Source organism: Curtobacterium sp. MCLR17_040, from assembly GCF_003234735.1.
GTDB lineage: Bacteria > Actinomycetota > Actinomycetes > Actinomycetales > Microbacteriaceae > Curtobacterium > Curtobacterium flaccumfaciens.
The window spans coordinates 1-17,029 of the sequence record NZ_QKTE01000016.1 but is presented as its reverse complement, the minus strand read 5'-3'; the positions used below and the strand labels follow the sequence as shown (position 1 = coordinate 17,029).

The 17,029-nt window shown below is 71.4% G+C and carries 19 protein-coding genes; 12 read left to right on the top strand and 7 right to left on the bottom strand.

Features of this window, described 5'->3' with window-relative positions:
* Nucleotides 1-28 precede the first annotated feature (28 nt).
* The 7 genes from DEJ01_RS13350 (at nucleotide 29) to DEJ01_RS13320 (ending at nucleotide 7,314) form a co-directional block, all read left to right on the top strand.
* Nucleotides 29-1,012, top strand: a complete 984-nt coding sequence (locus DEJ01_RS13350) for a magnesium and cobalt transport protein CorA (RefSeq protein ID WP_111093277.1) — start codon at nucleotides 29-31, stop codon at nucleotides 1,010-1,012.
* 126 nt (nucleotides 1,013-1,138) lie between these two features.
* Entirely contained in the window at nucleotides 1,139-3,250 is a 2,112-nt protein-coding gene (locus DEJ01_RS13345) for an alpha-galactosidase (RefSeq protein ID WP_111093276.1), read from the top strand.
* Nucleotides 3,251-3,350: 100 nt separating this feature from the next.
* Nucleotides 3,351-4,634 carry a chloride channel protein gene (locus DEJ01_RS13340; protein ID WP_071405054.1) on the top strand — a complete coding sequence of 428 codons (1,284 nt, stop codon included), beginning with the start codon at nucleotides 3,351-3,353 and terminating at the stop codon, nucleotides 4,632-4,634.
* Nucleotides 4,635-4,729: 95 nt separating this feature from the next.
* On the top strand, nucleotides 4,730-4,942 hold the full coding sequence (locus DEJ01_RS13335) for an Rv0909 family putative TA system antitoxin (RefSeq protein WP_071247674.1): 213 nt from the start codon (nucleotides 4,730-4,732) through the stop codon (nucleotides 4,940-4,942).
* 135 nt (nucleotides 4,943-5,077) lie between these two features.
* The gene (locus tag DEJ01_RS13330) at nucleotides 5,078-6,370 is read left to right on the top strand and encodes an aminotransferase class V-fold PLP-dependent enzyme (RefSeq protein ID WP_111093275.1); all 1,293 of its coding nucleotides are present in this window, start codon (nucleotides 5,078-5,080) and stop codon (nucleotides 6,368-6,370) included.
* Complete coding sequence (sufU, locus tag DEJ01_RS13325; RefSeq protein WP_111093274.1) at nucleotides 6,367-6,816, top strand: Fe-S cluster assembly sulfur transfer protein SufU; 450 nt, start codon at nucleotides 6,367-6,369, stop codon at nucleotides 6,814-6,816. The genes DEJ01_RS13330 and sufU overlap by 4 nt, the downstream gene beginning before the upstream one ends.
* 27 nt (nucleotides 6,817-6,843) lie before the next feature.
* Entirely contained in the window at nucleotides 6,844-7,314 is a 471-nt protein-coding gene (locus tag DEJ01_RS13320) for a GNAT family N-acetyltransferase (protein ID WP_111093273.1), read from the top strand.
* On the opposite strand, the gene DEJ01_RS13315 is transcribed toward DEJ01_RS13320, so the two are convergent.
* Nucleotides 7,307-8,119, bottom strand: coding sequence for a hypothetical protein (locus tag DEJ01_RS13315; RefSeq protein WP_146247622.1), 813 nt, complete (start codon nucleotides 8,117-8,119; stop codon nucleotides 7,307-7,309). The two genes, DEJ01_RS13320 and DEJ01_RS13315, sit on opposite strands and share 8 nt — an antisense overlap.
* 18 nt (nucleotides 8,120-8,137) lie before the next feature.
* Nucleotides 8,138-9,190, bottom strand: a complete 1,053-nt coding sequence (locus DEJ01_RS13310; RefSeq protein ID WP_111093271.1) for a zinc-binding alcohol dehydrogenase family protein — start codon at nucleotides 9,188-9,190, stop codon at nucleotides 8,138-8,140.
* A 95-nt stretch (nucleotides 9,191-9,285) separates the two neighbouring features.
* Here DEJ01_RS13310 and DEJ01_RS13305 point away from each other — a divergent pair, with 95 nt between their 5' ends.
* Entirely contained in the window at nucleotides 9,286-9,861 is a 576-nt protein-coding gene (locus tag DEJ01_RS13305; RefSeq protein ID WP_111093270.1) for a TetR family transcriptional regulator, read from the top strand.
* Here DEJ01_RS13305 and DEJ01_RS13300 read toward each other — a convergent pair.
* The gene (locus DEJ01_RS13300) at nucleotides 9,815-10,270 is read right to left on the bottom strand and encodes a GNAT family N-acetyltransferase (RefSeq protein ID WP_111093269.1); all 456 of its coding nucleotides are present in this window, start codon (nucleotides 10,268-10,270) and stop codon (nucleotides 9,815-9,817) included. The genes DEJ01_RS13305 and DEJ01_RS13300 overlap by 47 nt on opposite strands.
* 53 nt (nucleotides 10,271-10,323) lie before the next feature.
* Here DEJ01_RS13300 and DEJ01_RS13295 point away from each other — a divergent pair, with 53 nt between their 5' ends.
* Entirely contained in the window at nucleotides 10,324-10,893 is a 570-nt protein-coding gene (locus tag DEJ01_RS13295; RefSeq protein ID WP_111093268.1) for a uridine kinase, read from the top strand.
* On the opposite strand, the gene DEJ01_RS13290 is transcribed toward DEJ01_RS13295, so the two are convergent.
* Complete coding sequence (locus DEJ01_RS13290; RefSeq protein ID WP_111093267.1) at nucleotides 10,881-11,333, bottom strand: MarR family winged helix-turn-helix transcriptional regulator; 453 nt, start codon at nucleotides 11,331-11,333, stop codon at nucleotides 10,881-10,883. The genes DEJ01_RS13295 and DEJ01_RS13290 overlap by 13 nt on opposite strands.
* 62 nt (nucleotides 11,334-11,395) lie before the next feature.
* On the opposite strand from DEJ01_RS13290, the gene DEJ01_RS13285 reads away from it, so the two are divergent.
* From DEJ01_RS13285 to DEJ01_RS13275, 3 genes are all read left to right on the top strand, one after another.
* The gene (locus DEJ01_RS13285) at nucleotides 11,396-11,764 is read left to right on the top strand and encodes a VOC family protein (protein ID WP_111093266.1); all 369 of its coding nucleotides are present in this window, start codon (nucleotides 11,396-11,398) and stop codon (nucleotides 11,762-11,764) included.
* A gap of 137 nt (nucleotides 11,765-11,901) precedes the next feature.
* Nucleotides 11,902-13,305, top strand: coding sequence for an LLM class flavin-dependent oxidoreductase (locus tag DEJ01_RS13280; protein ID WP_220038695.1), 1,404 nt, complete (start codon nucleotides 11,902-11,904; stop codon nucleotides 13,303-13,305).
* A 4-nt stretch (nucleotides 13,306-13,309) separates the two neighbouring features.
* The gene (locus DEJ01_RS13275; protein ID WP_111093265.1) at nucleotides 13,310-13,801 is read left to right on the top strand and encodes a GNAT family N-acetyltransferase; all 492 of its coding nucleotides are present in this window, start codon (nucleotides 13,310-13,312) and stop codon (nucleotides 13,799-13,801) included.
* A 6-nt stretch (nucleotides 13,802-13,807) separates the two neighbouring features.
* Here the strand turns inward: DEJ01_RS13275 and DEJ01_RS13270 are convergent, their stop codons facing one another.
* The 3 genes from DEJ01_RS13270 to DEJ01_RS13260 all read right to left on the bottom strand — a co-directional run bounded on the left by DEJ01_RS13270 (nucleotide 13,808) and on the right by DEJ01_RS13260 (nucleotide 16,983).
* Complete coding sequence (locus DEJ01_RS13270) at nucleotides 13,808-14,575, bottom strand: SGNH/GDSL hydrolase family protein (RefSeq protein ID WP_258375721.1); 768 nt, start codon at nucleotides 14,573-14,575, stop codon at nucleotides 13,808-13,810.
* Between the two features lie 75 nt (nucleotides 14,576-14,650).
* A complete protein-coding gene (locus DEJ01_RS13265) occupies nucleotides 14,651-15,580 on the bottom strand; it encodes an acetamidase/formamidase family protein (protein ID WP_111047252.1) in 930 nt (309 codons plus the stop codon).
* Nucleotides 15,577-16,983: an APC family permease gene (locus DEJ01_RS13260; protein ID WP_111093264.1), complete on the bottom strand. Its 1,407-nt coding sequence runs from the start codon at nucleotides 16,981-16,983 to the stop codon at nucleotides 15,577-15,579. The genes DEJ01_RS13265 and DEJ01_RS13260 overlap by 4 nt, the downstream gene beginning before the upstream one ends.
* Nucleotides 16,984-17,029 lie beyond the last annotated feature (46 nt).

The following is a 17,029-nucleotide window of genomic DNA, read 5'->3' as shown; positions in this document are numbered from 1 at the left end:
GACCGGCCACCCTGCGTACGGTGGGCGCGTGAGCGTCGAACTGAACACCGTCTACATCGACCGGATCGCACCGATCGCGAGTCCATCCCTCGACGACAGCTTCCGGATGCTCGACGAGCAGGGCGCCAGCGCGTGCATCGTCCTGCACCAGCCCGACGCCGAGGAACTCGGCGACGTCGCGGTCGCCCTCGGCCTGCACGAACTCGCCGTCGAGGACTCCGCCGAGGGGCACCAGCGACCGAAGCTCGAGCGCTACGGCTCGACGCTGTTCGTGGTGCTCAAGCCAGCGCTGTACAACGACCAGCAGGAAGAGGTGGCGTTCGGCGAGGTGCACGCCTTCGTCGGTGAGACCTTCTTCCTCGCCGTCGTGAAGGCCGACCCCCGCGGCAAGCAGACCGTTCCCAAGGCGCTACAGCGGTTGAGCGGCAAGCCGGGGCTGGTGACCGTCGGCCCCCAGGCGCAGCTCTGGGCGCTGATGGACTCGATCGTCGACGGCTACGTGCCGGTGATCGACGGACTCGAGGAGGACATCAACCAGATCGAGGACCAGCTGTTCTCGGGCGAGGCCGGGGTGTCCCGCCGCGTGTACGAGCTGTTCGGCGAGGTCGTCGACTTCCAGCGTGCCGCGCGTCCGCTGGTTTACATGATCGAGAACCTGCACCGCGGCGCCGAGAAGTACCACCTGCCGATCGAGATGCAGCGGCGGTTCCGCGACGTCCTCGACCACGCGATCCGGGTGGTGGAACGCCTCGACACGTTCCGGCAGCTGCTGCAGAACGCCCTGACCGTCGACTCGACCCTGGCGGCGCAGAAGCAGAACGACGACACGAAGAAGATCTCCGGCTGGGCGGCGATCCTGTTCGCGCCGACGCTCATCGCCGCGATCTACGGGATGAACTTCACGCACATGCCCGAACTCGGGTGGACGTGGGGGTACCCGCTGTCGATCGTCGCGATGGTCCTGTTCGCCGCGATCCTGTACGTGGTGTTCAAGGTCAAGCGCTGGTTCTGAGCAGCAACCGGAGCCGCGCCGCAGCCTGGACTGCGGCGCAACCGGAGCCGCGCCGCAGCAGGATTTGCAGCGGACAGCCCCGGACCGGAAAGCTCTGACGTGCAACGACGCCGACTGGAGCCCCGCATGCCGCACGAACTCGTCCACCTGACCGCCGGTGGCGTCTCGCTCGTCCTGGACTGCCGCGACGACGCGCTCCCCGCCGTCGTGCACTGGGGAGCGGCACTCGGACCGCTCGACACCGACGCGCTGACGGCCCTCGCCGACGCCGACGTCACCCCGGTGTCCCCGAACGAGATGGACGACCCGGTCCGCCTGTCGGTGCTGCCCGAGCCACACCGGGGCTGGAGCGGTCGTCCCGGGCTCGCCGGGCACCGTGACGGCGCCGACTGGTCGCCGGCGTTCACCGTGACGTCGCTCGCGGTCACCGACTCCGCGGTCACCGCCGACGCCGAGGACACCACCGCCGGGCTCACCGTCCGGGTCACCATCGAGATGCTCGGCTCCGGGCTCGTGCGGGCCCGCGCGAGCGTGACGAACACCGCCGACGGCGTCTACACCGTCGACGACCTGACGCTCGCGATGCCGATCCCGTCCGGGGCCCGCGAGATCCTGGACTTCGCCGGCCGCTGGGGCAAGGAGCGGACCCCGCAGCGCCGCGAACTCGTCGTGGGGACCCACCAGCGCGAGGGACGGAAGGGCCGCACCGGCACCGACGCCGCGACCGTGCTGACGGTGGGGGAGCCGGGCTTCGGCTTCGCCCACGGCCGGGTCTGGGGCGTCCACACCGCCTGGAGCGGGAACCACCGGCACCACGCCGAACGGCTCGCCACGGGCCGCCAGGTCATCGGCGGCGGCGAACTCCTGCTGCCCGGCGAGGTCCGGCTCGGCACCGGCGCCACGTACGAGGGGCCGTGGGTGTACTTCGCCCACGGGGACGGCCTCGACGACCAGGCCCGACGGTTCCACCGCTGGCTCCGCAGCCGCCCGCAGCACCCGATGACGCCCCGCCCGATGACGATCAACGTGTGGGAGGCCGTGTACTTCGACCATGACCTGGCCCGCCTCGTCGACCTCGCCGAGCGTGCTGCGGCCCTCGGCGTCGAACGCTACGTGCTCGACGACGGCTGGTTCCGTGGCCGCCGCGACGACCACGCCGGCCTCGGTGACTGGTACGTCGACGAGGACGTCTGGCCGGACGGTCTCGGACCGCTGGTCGACCGCGTCCGTGCGCTCGGCATGGAGTTCGGCCTGTGGTTCGAACCCGAGATGGTGAACGAGGACAGCGACCTCGCCCGTGCCCACCCGGAGTGGATCCTGCAGGCCGACGGTCGGCTGCCCGCGCGTTCCCGCGACCAGCAGGTGCTGAACCTGGCGATCCCCGAGGCCTTCGACCACGTGCTCGAACGGATGACGGCGATCATCGGCGAGTACGCGGTCGACGCCGTGAAGTGGGACCACAACCGCGACCTCGTCGAGGCGGGGTTCCCGGGCGGCGGCGCGGCGGTCCACGAGCAGACCCTCGCCGCGTACCGGTTGATGGCGACGCTCGGCGAGCGGTTCCCGTCCCTGGAGATCGAGTCGTGCTCGTCGGGTGGCGGTCGGGTCGACCTCGGCGTCATCGAGCACACCGCGCGGGTGTGGGTGTCGGACGACATCGACCCGCTGGAGCGCCAGCAGATGCACCGGTGGACGCAGCAGCTCCTGCCGCCGGAGCTGCTCGGGTCGCACATCGCGAGCGGCCGGAACCACACGACCGGTCGCGTCCACGACCTCGCCTTCCGTGCCGGCACCGCCCTGGTCGGCCACCTCGGCATCGAGTGGGACCTGGCCGGCGCGACCGCCGACGAGTCCGCTGCACTGACCGAGTGGATCGCGCTGTACCGCGAGCTCCGCCCGCTCCTGCACGGCGGTGACCTGGTGCGCTCCGACGAGGTCGACGACGCGCGGCTCGTGTACGGCACGGTCGCGCCGGACCGGCAGCAGGCCGTCTTCTTCCTCGCCAGCATCGGCCGCTCCGAGGTCTCCGGCACCGGCCGGGTCACCTTCCGTGACCTCGACCCCGACACGGCGTACCGCGTCGACCCGGTGGTCATCGGCGACGGCCACGACCTGGTGCGACCGGACTGGTGGTCCGGCCCGCGCGTGTTCAGCGGCCGGGTGCTCGGCACCGTCGGCCTGCAGCCGCCGCTCATGCCGGCCGACTGCGTGGTGCCGTTCCGGGTGACGGCCGTCTGACGGCGGGTGGTCGGGGCTCCCGGCCTGGAGGCCCGTCCCGCGTCCGGCGGGCCCGTTGCGGTCCGTCATCGGGTGCGTCCAGCCCGTTAGGCTTCCGGTCATGCCGCACTCCGGACACGCGACCCCGGTCTGGGCCCTCAAGCTCGCCGTCGTCACCGCCCTGGTGGGCGTCTCCGGCGGCATCGCCGGCATCGCGGTCTGGCTCGCGCTCCAGCTCATCCAGTTCGTCGCCTTCGGGTACGGGTTCGGCGGGCACCTCGAGGCCGCCGACGCATCGTCGGGTCTGAACCGGTTCCTCGCGCTCACGGCGGCCGGGGTCCTGACCGGGTTCGCCTGGTGGGCGCTCCGTCGGTGGGGGCGCTCGATCGTCTCGGTCACCGCGGCAGTCGACGGCAAGCGGATGCCGGCCCTGGCGACGCTCGCGAACGCCGGCATCCAGATCCTGGCCGTGGGGCTCGGCGCGTCCATCGGCAAAGAGGTCGCGCCGCGTGAGGTCGGGGCCTGGCTCGCCCAGCTCGTCACCCGTCGTGCGGGGCTGACCGCGCGCGAGACGAAGATCCTCGTCGCCTGCGGTGCTGCGGCCGGCCTCGCCGCCGTGTACGACGTACCCCTCGGTGGTGCGCTGTTCGCGGTCGAGGTCCTGCTCGGGGAGATCAGCTTCGCGACCGCCCTGCCCGCCTTCGCCACGAGTGCCGTCGCCGCCATCACCGCCCGGCTCGTGATCCCGGACGAGGTGCTCTACCACGTGCCCGCGATGCACCTGTCGCCGTCGCTGCTCGTCTGGGCGATCGTCGTGGGACCCGTGCTGGGACTCGCCGGGGTCGGGTTCGTCAAGCTGACCAACCGGCTGCAGGGCATCGCGCCGAAGGGCTGGCACCTGCTCGTCGTGCTGCCGGTGGTCTTCGCGATGGTGGGGCTCATCGCGATCCCGTTCCCGGAGATCCTCGGCAACGGGCGGGCGCTCGGCCTCGTCGCGATGAACACCACGCTCGACGACGCCTCGTTCGCCGGCCTCTCACCGATCGTCCTGCTGCTGTTGCTCGGGGTCCTGCGGACCGTGACCACCTCGGCGACCATCGGAGCGGGTGCGGTCGGTGGCACCCTGACACCCTCGATCGCGATCGGTTCCGCGATCGGCGGTGGCCTGGGCGGTGCGTGGCTGCTGTTGTGGCCGGCCGACGGCCCGAGCCTCGCGGCCTTCGCGTTCGTCGGTGCGGCGGCCTTCCTCGCCACCACCATGCGGGCGCCGTTCACCGCCCTGGTGCTCGTCGTCGAGTTCACCCAGCAGGGCACCGACATCCTCGTGCCCTCGTTGCTCGCGGTGTCCGGTGCGGTCGCCGTCGGGTACGTGCTCGCGCGCCGTCGCAGCGCCCAGATGGTGTGAAGACCCCGAGCGTTCCGGTACGGACGGCGGCCCCGGGGCCTACTGTCGGCGCCAGGACGGAGCGACGGGCTCCGCACCGAGACGAGGAGCAGCCGATGGCGGGGTTCGACGACATCACGAAGAAGGCCCAGGAGTTCCTGAAGGACGGCAAGGTCCAGGACGCCCTGCAGAGCGAGAAGGCCGAGGGCGTCAGCGACAAGGTGCTCGGCGGCGTTGCCGACGCGGTCAAGAAGGCCACGGGCGGCAAGTACGACGACAAGATCGACGGTGCCCGCGACGCAGCGGACAAGAAGATCGGCAACGAGTAGCGAACGACGTGCGACGGCCCAGGACCCGGCGTGGTCCTGGGCCGTCGCCGTGCCGACTGGACGTGGTCGGGAACAACGGACACCATGGACGGGTTGCTCCGGACAGCAGCACCAGGAGGACGAGACGTGACAGTCGTGGCGCCGAACCAGCCGCTCACCGAGACCGAGGTCGAGGCGATCAAGCGGGACTTCCCGATCCTCGCGCAGGACGTGAACGGACAGCCGTTGGCGTACCTGGACTCCGGGGCGACGGCTGAACGCCCGCGCCAGGTCCTCGACGCCGAGCGCCGGTTCCTCGAACACGACAACGCCGCCGTCCACCGCGGGGCCCACACGCTCGCGGCGCTCAGCACCGACGCCTACGAGGACGCCCGTGCCACCGTCGCCGGCTTCATCGGCGCCGCTGCCCCGACCGAGGTCGTGTGGACCGCGAACGCCACCGACGCCCTCAACCTCGTCGCCTACGGCATGGCCAACGCCAGCCGTGGCCGCGGCGGTGCCGACGCCGAGCGCTTCCGCCTGGGCGCCGGTGACGAGATCCTCGTCACCGAGGCCGAACACCACGCCAACCTCGTGCCGTGGCAGGAGCTCGCCGCGCTGACCGGTGCCACCCTGCGCTGGATCCCGGTCGCCGACGACGGCACCTGGACCGCCGACGACGCCGCGGCCCTGATCACGGACCGCACGAAGGTCGTCGCGTTCTCGCACGTCTCGAACGTCACCGGGATGATCGCCCCCGTCGAGCAGGTCGTCGGCCTCGCCCACGCCCGCGGCGCCTTCGTGGTGCTCGACGCCTGCCAGTCCGCACCGCACCGTCCCCTCGACGTGCAGCAGCTCGGGGTCGACTTCGCCGCGTTCTCCGGGCACAAGATGCTCGGCCCGAACGGCATCGGCGTGCTCTGGGGCCGTGCGGAGTTGCTCGACGCCCTGCCGCCGTTCCGCACCGGTGGCTCGATGATCACCACCGTGACGATGGAGGGCTCCGAGTTCATGCCGGCGCCCGAGCGGTTCGAGGCCGGCACGCAGCCCGTGTCCCAGGCGGTCGCCCTCGCCGAGGCGGTCCGCTACCTGCAGGGCATCGGCATGGAACGCGTCCGCGCCCACGAGGAGCACCTGGCTCGCCGGATGCTCGACGGTCTCGCCGCCGTGCCCGGCATCCGCCTGGTCGGTCCGCCCGCCGGTGTCCCGCGCTCCGGCCTGGTCGCGTTCGACGTCGACGGCGTGCACGCCCACGACGTCTCGCAGTACCTCGACGCGCAGGGCATCGCCGTGCGCTCCGGCCACCACTGCGCCCAGCCCCTGCACCGCCGCCTCGGTCTGGTCGCCACCAGCCGCGCGAGCACCTACGTCTACACGACCGAGCACGACGTCGACCGGTTCCTCGCAGCCGTCGCCGAGATCCGCGACTACTTCGGAGCGACCGCGTGAACGCCCTCGACAGCCTGTACCAGCAGGTCATCCTCGACCACGCGAAGGCGCGTCACGGCGACGGTGCGATGCCCGTCGCGGATGCCTCGCACTTCGAGCGGAACCCCACGTGCGGCGACGAGATCACGGTCAGCCTGCGGCTCGAACCCGGCACCGACCGCATCGCCGGGCTCGCCTGGCAGGGTGACGGCTGCTCGATCTCGATGGCCTCGGCATCGGTCCTCACCGACATGGCCGTCGGCCGCACGGTGCCCGAGTTCCTCGCACTGACCGAGGAGTTCCGAACCATGATGCGCTCGCGCGGTGTCGGTGAGCCCGACGAGGACGTCCTCGAGGACCTCGTCGCCTTCCACGGTGTTTCGAAGTTCGTCATGCGCGTCAAGTGCGGCATGCTCGCCTGGGTCGCGGCGGAAGCCGCCGCGCGCGAGGCGACCGCTTCCCACTGACCCGTCTGCGGCCACGCAAGGGGCGCGATGATCATCGAGACGGAGCGACCCGGCGCAGGCCGGGCCGACGCGATCGTGCGGGCCTACCTGACGGAGGTCGCGTCGCGGTGGTACGGGCGGGCGGCGACGCCGGCCGAGGTCGACCGGGCGCTCGACGAGGAGCCGTACGACGACCTGCAGGGGGACTCCGGGGTGTTCGTCGTCGCGAGTGACGGGGAAGCCGCTGTCGCCTGCGCCGGCGTGCGCTTCGTCGGTGTCGTCGGCGAGCTGACGAAGGTGTTCACGCTGCCGGAGCACCGCGGCCGAGGCGTCGGTTCGGCGCTCCTGCGCCACGTCGAGGACGTCTGCCGGGGACGCGGGATCACGTCGCTGCGGCTGGACACCCGCGCTGAGCTCGCCGAGGCCTGTGCGCTCTACGAGCGGCTCGGCTTCGTCCGGGTGGCAGCGTTCAACGACGATCCGTACTCGGACCGCTGGTACGCCAAGCGGATCAGCTGATGACGCCGATCTCGCGCAGCGCGTCACCGACACTGATGCGCTCGTTCCGATCCTGCGCCTGTTCCCAGCGGGCCTCCGCGCGCGCGATGGCCTGGTCGTCGAGACCCAGGAGCTCGTAGAGCCCGTCGAGCTCACGCGGTGCGAGGTGCATGAACCGCAGCGGGAACTTCCGTTCGGGGCTCGCGTAGCTCTGCTGGGCGAGCTGGTCGAGGACGCCCGGGTCGGTCTCTCGCTGTTCCATGAGCAGGACGACGGCTCGTGACCTCGTCATCATGAGGAAGGCGGACCGCACGTTCTCGTCCGGATCGGTCGCCAGGGTGATCTCGACGGCGAGGGGGAGGTCCTCTTCGCAGGCGAGCTCCCAGCGCTGCGAGGTGTCCCCGTGGATCGCCGTGAGCATGTCCGGGTGGACGCCGAGGCCGCGCTCGCCGCGTTCCGGTCGCAGCGAGGTCGGGCGGGGGTCGTCCCCGACGCGGGCGGTGGGGAAGCCGACGCCCGTGTACACGGTGTGGGCGATCGGCAGGAACTGGAGCGCCTGGTGCAGTGCGGTCGCGGCGTCCTGCACCGCCGGAGCGGTCACGTCACCGTCGGCGGCCGCGATGGCGGTGGCGTAGTCGGAGAGTGCGGTGTGCTGCTGCTCGATGGCTCGGGCGAACATCTCCTTGCCCCTGGCGGTGTCGCCGAGGAGCCGTGGGTCCAGGTGCAGCGTGACGGCGCTCGGGTCCTGCAGGTGTCCCCGTGGCGTGCCACCGCCCGACATCGTGAAGCTGAAGGTCTCGTCGTCGGGCACGTCGGCATCGGTCACGTCGCTGACGCTACCGGCTCAGGGAAGCGTGACGACGAGCTTCCGGGCGGAGACACCGGCGCGGAGTTCGGCGAGGGCGTCCGGGATCGCGGCGAGTCCCGATCCGACGACGGACGCGGTCGGCGTCGCCCGGTACCGCCCGGTGCGGAGCGCTTCGGGCAGGAAATCGCGGTAGATCGCGGGGCCGACCTCGGACTCCGTCGGGCGGCCGCCCCAGATCGCGGTGACGTGGACCCCGTGTCGGCGCTCGAGCCGCGCCCGGATCGTCGTCACCGGTGTCGGGTACGCCGACGCGAGTCGACCTGAGCCGGTGGCGGCTCGGACGATCGGGAGCGTGCGGGTCAGCGAGCCCTGGCCGAAGGCGAGGGTGCCGGCGAGCTCCCGGTCGGCGAGTGCCTCGAGGATGCGGCGTGCGGCACCGTCGTCGCGGTAGTCGAACACGGCCTCGGCCCCGAGGTCCTGCACGAACCCGTGGTTCTTCGGCGATGCGGTACCGATCACGGCGTACCCGGCGGCCCGGGCGAGCTGGACGGCATTGGCGCCGACGCTCGTGGACGCACCCCACACCAGGACGACCCCGGGCTGCTCGGACGTGTCGGCCGTCGGGAGCGACAGCGCGAGCTGGTCCGGTTCGAAGAGCCCGGCCGCGGCGGTCGAGACGGCGAGTGGCAGGACCGCCGCCTGCTCGGCGGGCAGGGTATCCGGAACCGGGGTCGTCACACAGTCGAGCAGCAGGACCAGGTGCTGGAAGGCGCCTTCGGCAGCACTGTTCCGGTGCTGTTCCTGCCCCGCGGCGTGCCCGACGACCCGGTCGCCCACGCGGAAGCGCTCGACGTCCGGGCCGATCGCGACGACCGTGCCGGCGACGTCCGACCCGAGGACCGCGGGGAACCGCAGCTTCGGGAACACCAGGTGCCGGAAGAGCCCGCCGACGGCGTCGACCGGGTTGACGGCGACCGCCTCGGCGCGGACGACGAGTTCGCCGGGGCCGGGCTGGGGGACCGGTGCGGGCCCGACGGTGAACCGCCCGGTCGACGTGGTCCAGAGTGCTGCGTTGCCCGATGGCGACATGGTGTCCCGATCTCTTGCTCGAAGTGAGTCATGACACGACGTGTCATCGCCCAGTCAACCATGACACGACGTGTCATCACCACTACTGTGGACACATGCGTTGGTCTCCGGATGCCCGAGGGCGACTCGAGCGTGCGGCGTTCGAGCTCTTCGCCGAGCAGGGCTACCAGGCGACGACCGTGCCGCAGATCACCGCACGGGCCGGCCTGACGACCCGCACCTTCTTCCGGTACTTCGCCGACAAGCGCGAGGTGATCTTCGCCGGTGACGAGATCCCCGACCTCGCCCGGGCCGCCATCCAGGGTGCACCGGCCGGGATCGACCCGCTCGACATCGTCGTGCACGGCCTCCGCACCGTCGCCGACGAGCGGTTCGAGGGGCGGCACGGCGAGGTCGGCTCGGTGCGGCGGCTGGTGCTGTCCGAGTCCTCGCTCCGGGAGCGCGACGCCCGGAAGCGTGCCGACCTGACGGACGCGGTGCGCGAGGCCTTCGTCCACCGCGGGCTCGATCCGTCCGAGGCGGCGGTGATCGCCGAGACGACCGTGATGCTGTTCCACCTGGCCCTCGAGGCCTGGCTCACCGGACCGGCCGAGCGCCGGATGGCCGACGTGGTGGACGAGCAGCTCAGTGCGCTCCGTGGGGTGCTCGATCGGCGGCCCGCAGCGTCATGAACACGTCGATGCCGTCGTCGGTGTCGAGCACGAAGCCGTGTCGTTCGTAGAGTCGGCGAGCCAGGCTGCCCACCAGCACGTTGAGCCGCGTCGGGCCGTCGTGGGGCTCGTCGAGGACGGCGCGCAGCACGGTCGACCCGACTCCACGCCCCTGGACGTCGGGCGCGAGGTAGAAGTGCTCGACCCAGCGGACGTCGTCCTCGACCCGCACGGTGACCGACCCGACGTCGCGGCGGTCGACCACGACGATGCGGGTCAGCTCCGGCTGGAACGCGTCGCGGAGGCGCTGTCGGACGCGCGTCTCGTCGAACACCCCGAGGCGCATCAGGTCGTCGCGCAGCACCACGGCTCGGAGCTCGACGAGCCACTCGAGGTCCTCGGTGGTGCTGTCCCGCAGTGCGACGTCCATCCGCTCAGCCTACGAACTCCGGTGCACCGTCATCGACCTCGTACGCTTGCCCGATGGACCGCGACGGCGTCATCGACCTTGTCGCGTCCCGCCGCGCCTCGGCCCGTGCACCGATCGTCGTCGGTGTCTCCGGCTACTGCGGATCCGGCAAGTCGACGCTGACGCGCACCCTCGTCGAGGGGCTCCCCGGCGCGGTCCGCATCCGCGGCGACGACTTCCTCGACCCCGTTCGGTCCCATCAGCGGTCGGCCGACTGGGACGGCGTCGATCGTCCCCGTCTGGTGTCGTCGGTGCTCGAACCGCACCGAGCCGGTCGTGCGAGCACGTTCCAGCGGTTCGACTGGTCGGTGCGGGCCCTCGGCCCGGCCGAGCCGCTGCCGCGGACGGACGTCCTGATCGTCGACCTGATCGGACTCTTCCACCCCGAGGCGCTCCCGCACCTCGACGTCAGCATCTGGTGTGACGTCGACCTCGACACGGCGGTGCGTCGGGGCACGGCTCGTGATCGCGCGCTCGGGCGCAGGCACGATGCGCTCTGGCGAGATGTGTGGGTCCCCAACGAGCGTGACTTCGAGGATCGGTACGCACCGAAGGACGCCGCGTCGGTGCACTACGCGCCCTGACTGCGGAGCGACGTCACCATGCTCCGCAGGATCTGACGTGCCTCGGTCTGCTGGTCGGCGGTCAGATCGGCGAGCATCCGCTGCTCGACCCCCCGGATCGCCGCACTCGCCTGCGCCAGGCTCCGTCGTCCGCGGTCGGTCAGCTGCGTCGGGAGTGCCTTGCCGACCGACGGCTCGGTGGCGCGGGTGACGAAGCCGTCCCGCTCCAGCGTCTGCAGCAGCACGTTCATCGACTGCCGGGTGACGAAGGTTCCTCGTGCGAGTTCGGAGTTGGACAGGCCGGGCCGCTGTGCGAGCAGTTCGAGGCAGGAGTAGTGCGTCACCGTCATGCCGAGCGGGCGCAGCACGGCCTCCATCGACGCGCGGAGGGCACTCGCGGTCTCCTTGAGCAGGTAACCGATCGACGTCTCGAGGTGGATACCGGTGTCGTCTTGACGCATGTCAGTAGTCTGACATAGCTTGTCCTGTGTCAGAAGACTGACACAAACCCGAGGAGCACCACATGCCAGTCACCGGCCCCGACTTCATCTCCCTGCAGACCCGCGACCTCGATGCCTCGCAGTCGTTCTACGAGCGGTACCTCGGCCTCGTCCGCTCGCAGGCCGGTCCGCCGCACGCCGTCGTGTTCGAGACCACGCCGATCGCCTTCGCCCTGCGCGACCTGGTGCCCGGCACGGACCTCGACGCGGTGGCGCAGCCCGGCGTCGGCGCCGCGGTCTGGCTGCACGCAACGGACGTGCAGGCGATCCACGACGCGCTGGTCGCCGACGGCCACCGCATCGTCTCGGCGCCGATCGACGGGCCCTTCGGTCGGACGTTCACGTTCGCCGACCCCGACGGCTACCACGTCACGCTCCACGACCGCGCCTGAGCCCTGGAGCCGGCCACGCGCCCGGCGCGGGCGACGCGGCGGACGCGGGGCGGGCCTCCAGGCCGGTGCCGGAGCCGGCCGTCACGCTTCGTCACGATCCGTGACGGTCGCAGGTGTCCGACGTAGCGTCTCGACCCGTGACCACCAGCAGCGAGCACCGGCAGATCCGCTTCAACGCGTTCGACATGAACTGCGTCGCGCACCAGTCCTCCGGACTGTGGCGGCACCCGCGCGACCGGTCGCGGGACTACCGCGACCTGTCCTACTGGACGGACCTGGCGAAGACGCTCGAGCGCGGCGCGTTCGACGGCATCTTCATCGCCGACGTCCTGGGCACCTACGACGTGTACGGCGGCTCGAACGAGGCCGCGCTCCGCACCGGGTCGCAGGTGCCGGTGAACGACCCGATCCTGCTCGTGTCGGCGATGGCATCGGTGACCGAGCACCTGGGCTTCGGCATCACGGCCGGCACCGCGTACGAGCACCCGTACCCGTTCGCCCGACGCATGTCGACGCTCGACCACCTGACCAAGGGGCGGGTCGGCTGGAACGTCGTCACCGGGTACCTGCCGAGCGCCGCGCGGAACATGGGCCAGACCGACCAGCTGTCGCACGACGACCGGTACGACGTGGCGGACGAGTACCTCGAGGTCCTCTACAAGCTGTGGGAGGGCTCGTGGGAGGACGACGCCGTCGTCGCCGACCGCGAAGCCGGCGTCTTCACGGATCCGGCGAAGGTGCACCCGATCGAGCACCACGGCACGCACTTCGACGTGCCCGGCATCCACCTGTCCGAACCGTCGGTGCAGCGCACGCCCGTCATCTACCAGGCGGGCGCGTCACCGCGCGGCATCCGCTTCGCCGCGGAGAACGCGGAAGCGGTCTTCGTGGGCGCACCGACCGTCGAGCAGCTCGCGTCGACCGTCGCGAAGGTCCGGGACGCCCTGGAGGCAGCTGGTCGCGACCGGTACGCCGCCCGCGTCTACACGCTGCTCACCGTGATCACGGACGCCACCGACGAGCTGGCCCAGGCGAAGTACGAGGACTACCTGTCGTACGCGTCGGAGCTCGGCGCGCTGGTGCTCAACTCCGGCTGGATGGGCGTCGACCTGTCGCAGTGGGACCCGGACCAGCCCCTCGGTGACGTCGAGTCGAACGCGATCCAGTCGGCGGCGGCGAACATCGCGGCAGCGACGGGGGAGGACGGGTCGAAGTGGACGATCCGTGACCTGGCGCGGCAGACGGCGATCGGCGGGCTCGGCCCGGTGGCGGTCGGTGGGGGAGCGACGATCGCCGACCGGCTGCAGGAGATCCAGGAGCTCACCGACGTCGACGGCTTCAACCTGGCGTACGCGGTGACCCCGGGCACGTGGGAGGACGTCATCGAGTTCGTGATCCCGGAGCTCCGTGCCCGTGGGGCCTACCCGGAGGAGTACGAGCCGGGGTCACTCCGCCAGAAGCTGCACGGCCGCGGAGACCGGCTGCCCGACGAGCACCGTGGGGCGTCGTTCAGGATCGGGAGCCGGGCGGTCGTAGGCTGATCGGGTGATCGAGTCGTCCGTGGTCGTGCGCCCTGCGACCCCGGACGAGACCGACACCTGCATCGACCTCTGGGCCGCGGCCGTGGCTGCCCGTGACGGTGCCTCCGAGGACCCGGCAGTGCGGGAGCGCGCGCGGCAGAAGTTCGCGGCGGAGCACGTCGCCTGGCTGGTGGCTCCCGGCCCGGACGGCGCGGTCGACGGCTTCGTGCTCGTCACGGCACCGGGCACCGGTCGGTCGACGGACCCGGCGGACGCCGCCTACCTGTCGTTGCTCGCGGTGCGTCCCGGGGTGCAGGCCCGCGGGGTCGGACGGTCGCTGCTGTCCGAGGCGGTGCACGACGCCCGGGCCGCCGGACACCCCCGCGTGGTGCTGCACGTGCTCGGTGACAACGACCGGGCGGTGCGGCTGTACGAGGCGGGCGGCTTCGTGGCGACGGGCGAGGAGTTCGCGCACGCGCTGAGCGGGGTCACCACCCGCGTGTACGTCGCGGGCTGACGCTGGTTACGCGTCCTGACCGCGCACCGGCGTCCACGTCGGGTAGGTCGCCGAGCGCCCGTCGCCGGACGACGTGCGGGTGATCCGGCGCTGGACCCACGGCAGGACGTACTCGCGGTAGTAGCGGAGTTCCTCGCCCAGACGGGTCCGGGCGGCACCGGGGTCCGCGGGCTCGACCGGCGCGGGGCCGTCCAGGACCGCGTGCAGCGCCAGGTCCGCGACGCGCTGGTGCCCGGTGGCGTTCATGTGCAGCCGGTCGTCCGACCAGAACTCCGCGCGGCGCAGGTGCGGGTCGCGGGAGACGTCGACGAACGGCAGGCTACGGCGTCGGGCGAGGGTGCCGAGCGCCTCGGCCCAGGCGTCACCGCGGCGGTTGATCAGGGAACCGAGGGGCAGGCGGGCGCTCGGGTCGGCCGGGCTGAGGAGTGCCAGGCGCGCCCCGGTGGCCTCGACCCGGTCGGCGGCGGCCTCGACCTGCCCGATCAGCGCATCCACCTCGAAGCGCGGGCGCAGGAGGTCATTGCCGCCGGCGCAGAAGGTGATCAGGGTCGGCGCCGGGTCGAGCGCGAGGGCGGCCTCGAGCTGGCCGTCGAGGACGCCGGCGAGCAGTCGGCCGCGCACCGCGAGGTTCGCGTACGAGACGTGGGCGTCCGAGGCTCCCGCCATCGCGCTCGCGAGTCGTCCGGTCCAGCCGGGGAACGGAGCGGGTCCGGCGTCGCCGATGCCCTCCGAGAAGCTGTCGCCGATCGCGACGTAGCGGATGGTGTCGTGCATGCGCCCATCATCGTGCACATGCCTGTGCAGGTTCCCGGCGCGACCGTTGTACCGGGAACCCGCATCAGCGAACGCTCACAGCACCGACTTCGGCACCCGGTGCAGGGTGACCGCACCGACGGCGGCGAAGGGGTGCAACGGGTCCGGGGCGGTGGAGCCGGTCGGCCCGCCGAGCTTCGAGTCACCGACCGCGCTGAGCACCGCGTAGGCGTCCTCGGCGGTCCAGCCGTGCTCGTCGACGAGGAACGCGAAGGCGTCCTCGTACCCGCGCCGGACGCTCTCCTGCACGGGGTCGCCGAGGCCGACGAACAGCCAGTCGTCGGCGGTCTCGATGCGGGGTGCGCGGAGCACCGGGCCGCCCTTGACCAGGTCGACGGAGACGATCGCGGTGCCCTGGGCCTCGATGGCGACGAACGACGACTCGCCCTCGGCCATGAGCGCGTGGATGTCGCCGATCGACAGCAGCGCACCGGGGACCCGGACGGGCAGGGACACGGTCGAGCCGGGGCGGGCCTCGGTGACGTCCATGTTGCCGCCCTCCGGGTAGGCCGGCATGATCGTCGAGTTCTCGCCCTCGGCCGGGGCCGTGCCGATGCACCCGATCATCGGCCGGACGGGGAACCGGTGCCGGTCGGACACCTGCACCATGTCGTCCGAGATCGGGCAGCGGCGGGCGAAGACCCGGTCGCCCATCACGTGCTGCAGGGCCCCGGAGCCGGGCAGGGACACCGACCAGCCGTGCGTGGTCAGCTCGATGGCGTGGATGGTCACCACGAGGGTGTCGCCGGGTTCCGCCCCCTCGACGAACACCGGGCCGGTCACCGGGTTGATCGGTGCCTGCAGCTGCGCCATGTCGTGGTGCTGGTCGAGTTCGGCGTAGACGGCGTCGGTGGTCTCGAAGCCGATGGTCTCGCCGGTGCCGGGACGGACCCGCAGCACGGGCTCCCGGTCGGCGGAGAACCCGGGGCGGCCGAGGGTGTTCGGCAGGAAGTGGTCCGGGGTCATCGTGCGTCCTCCGTCGTCGGTTCTGCTTCGGAGCCCACCTCGGTGGAGCGGCCGGTGCGTCGGTAGTACAGGAACACGGCCGCGCCGACGATCAGCCAGATGATCCCGCCGACCTTCGCCTCGACCGCGGCGTTGAGCAGGACGTACCCGATGATCAGGAACCCGACCAGCGGCACGACCAGGTGCAGCAGCCAGTTGCGCGACTTCCCCTTGACGACGTGGTGCACGAAGACGGACACGTGCAGGAGCATGAAGCCGAAGAGCGCGCCGAAGTTCACGAGCGACGAGATCGTGTCGATCTGCCCGACGAAGAAGAGCACCAGGATCGCGGAGAGCACCGAGACGACGATGATCGCGTTCTGCGGCACCTGGCGCCCGTTGAGCTTGTGCAGGAACGCGGGCAGCTGACGGTCGCGGCTCATCGAGAAGAGCAGGCGGCTCGTCGCGGCCTGCGCGGCCATGGCGTTCGCGATGCCGACGGCGAGCACGTTGACGGCGAAGAACGCGGTGGCCCACCCGCTCGACGAGGCCTGCTCGACGATGGTGAAGAAGGCGTTGCCGGCCTCGCTGTCCGAGAACGAGTCCCGCCCCGCGGCCAGGGCGGATGCGAGCCAGGTCTGCAGGATGAACAGGAACGCCACGATGACGAGCGCCAGGATCATCGCCGTGCCGGCTCCGCCACGACGGCCGGTGGACTCCTCGGACAGCGTCGAGATGCCGTCGAAGCCCAGGAAGCTCAGCACCGCGATCGACAGGGCCGAGGCGATGAGCGGCGCCGACACCTTGGCCGGGTCCCAGATCTGCTCGGTGCCGAAGGACGCGTCGGGGATCGTGCCACCGGTCAGCGCGACGATGGCGATGACGACGAAGATCGCGACGAAGACGAGCTCGATGAGCAGGAAGATGCGGTTCGCGAGCTTGAGCGAGGACACCCCGGCCAGGTTGATGACGGTGTTGATCGCGACGAACACGAGTGCCCACAGCCAGCGGGGCGTGCCCGGGAAGATGCCGACCATGCTCTCCGCGGCGAACACGTAGAGCAGCGTCGGGACGAGCAGGTAGTCGAGCAGGATCGCCCAGCCGGCGAAGAACCCGGCGGCGGGGTGGATGCCGCGGCCGACGTACGAGAACACACTGCCGGCGAGGGGGATCGACTTCGCCATCTGCGCGTAGGCCAGGGCGGTGAAGATCATCGCGACGAGGCCGACGAGGTACACCAGCGGCACCATGCCGCTGGAGGCGTTGTAGACGGTCCCGAAGATCGCCCAGGGGGCGATCGGGACCATGAAGACCAGGCCGTAGATGAGCAGGTCGGTGGTGGAGACGGAGCGCTTGAGCTCCTGCTTGTAGCCGTAGGCCTCGAGCTGCTGCTGTGCGGAGAGCTCGCTGTGCTGCTGCGACATGTCGGGTTCCGTTTCGGGTGGAGGGACGGGTGCGGCGGTGGGGGTG

Coding starts and splice junctions, on each gene's coding strand:
- DEJ01_RS13305 (WP_111093270.1), top strand. CDS start 9,286: ATGCGTTGGTCTCCGGATGCCCGAGGGCGACTCGAGCGTGCGGCGTTC.
- DEJ01_RS13345 (WP_111093276.1), top strand. CDS start 1,139: ATGCCGCACGAACTCGTCCACCTGACCGCCGGTGGCGTCTCGCTCGTC.
- DEJ01_RS13265 (WP_111047252.1), bottom strand. CDS start 15,580: ATGACCCCGGACCACTTCCTGCCGAACACCCTCGGCCGCCCCGGGTTC.
- DEJ01_RS13340 (WP_071405054.1), top strand. CDS start 3,351: ATGCCGCACTCCGGACACGCGACCCCGGTCTGGGCCCTCAAGCTCGCC.
- DEJ01_RS13260 (WP_111093264.1), bottom strand. CDS start 16,983: ATGTCGCAGCAGCACAGCGAGCTCTCCGCACAGCAGCAGCTCGAGGCC.
- DEJ01_RS13320 (WP_111093273.1), top strand. CDS start 6,844: ATGATCATCGAGACGGAGCGACCCGGCGCAGGCCGGGCCGACGCGATC.
- DEJ01_RS13300 (WP_111093269.1), bottom strand. CDS start 10,270: ATGGACGTCGCACTGCGGGACAGCACCACCGAGGACCTCGAGTGGCTC.
- DEJ01_RS13285 (WP_111093266.1), top strand. CDS start 11,396: ATGCCAGTCACCGGCCCCGACTTCATCTCCCTGCAGACCCGCGACCTC.
- DEJ01_RS13310 (WP_111093271.1), bottom strand. CDS start 9,190: ATGTCGCCATCGGGCAACGCAGCACTCTGGACCACGTCGACCGGGCGG.
- DEJ01_RS13270 (WP_258375721.1), bottom strand. CDS start 14,575: ATGCACGACACCATCCGCTACGTCGCGATCGGCGACAGCTTCTCGGAG.
- DEJ01_RS13295 (WP_111093268.1), top strand. CDS start 10,324: ATGGACCGCGACGGCGTCATCGACCTTGTCGCGTCCCGCCGCGCCTCG.
- DEJ01_RS13335 (WP_071247674.1), top strand. CDS start 4,730: ATGGCGGGGTTCGACGACATCACGAAGAAGGCCCAGGAGTTCCTGAAG.
- DEJ01_RS13290 (WP_111093267.1), bottom strand. CDS start 11,333: ATGCGTCAAGACGACACCGGTATCCACCTCGAGACGTCGATCGGTTAC.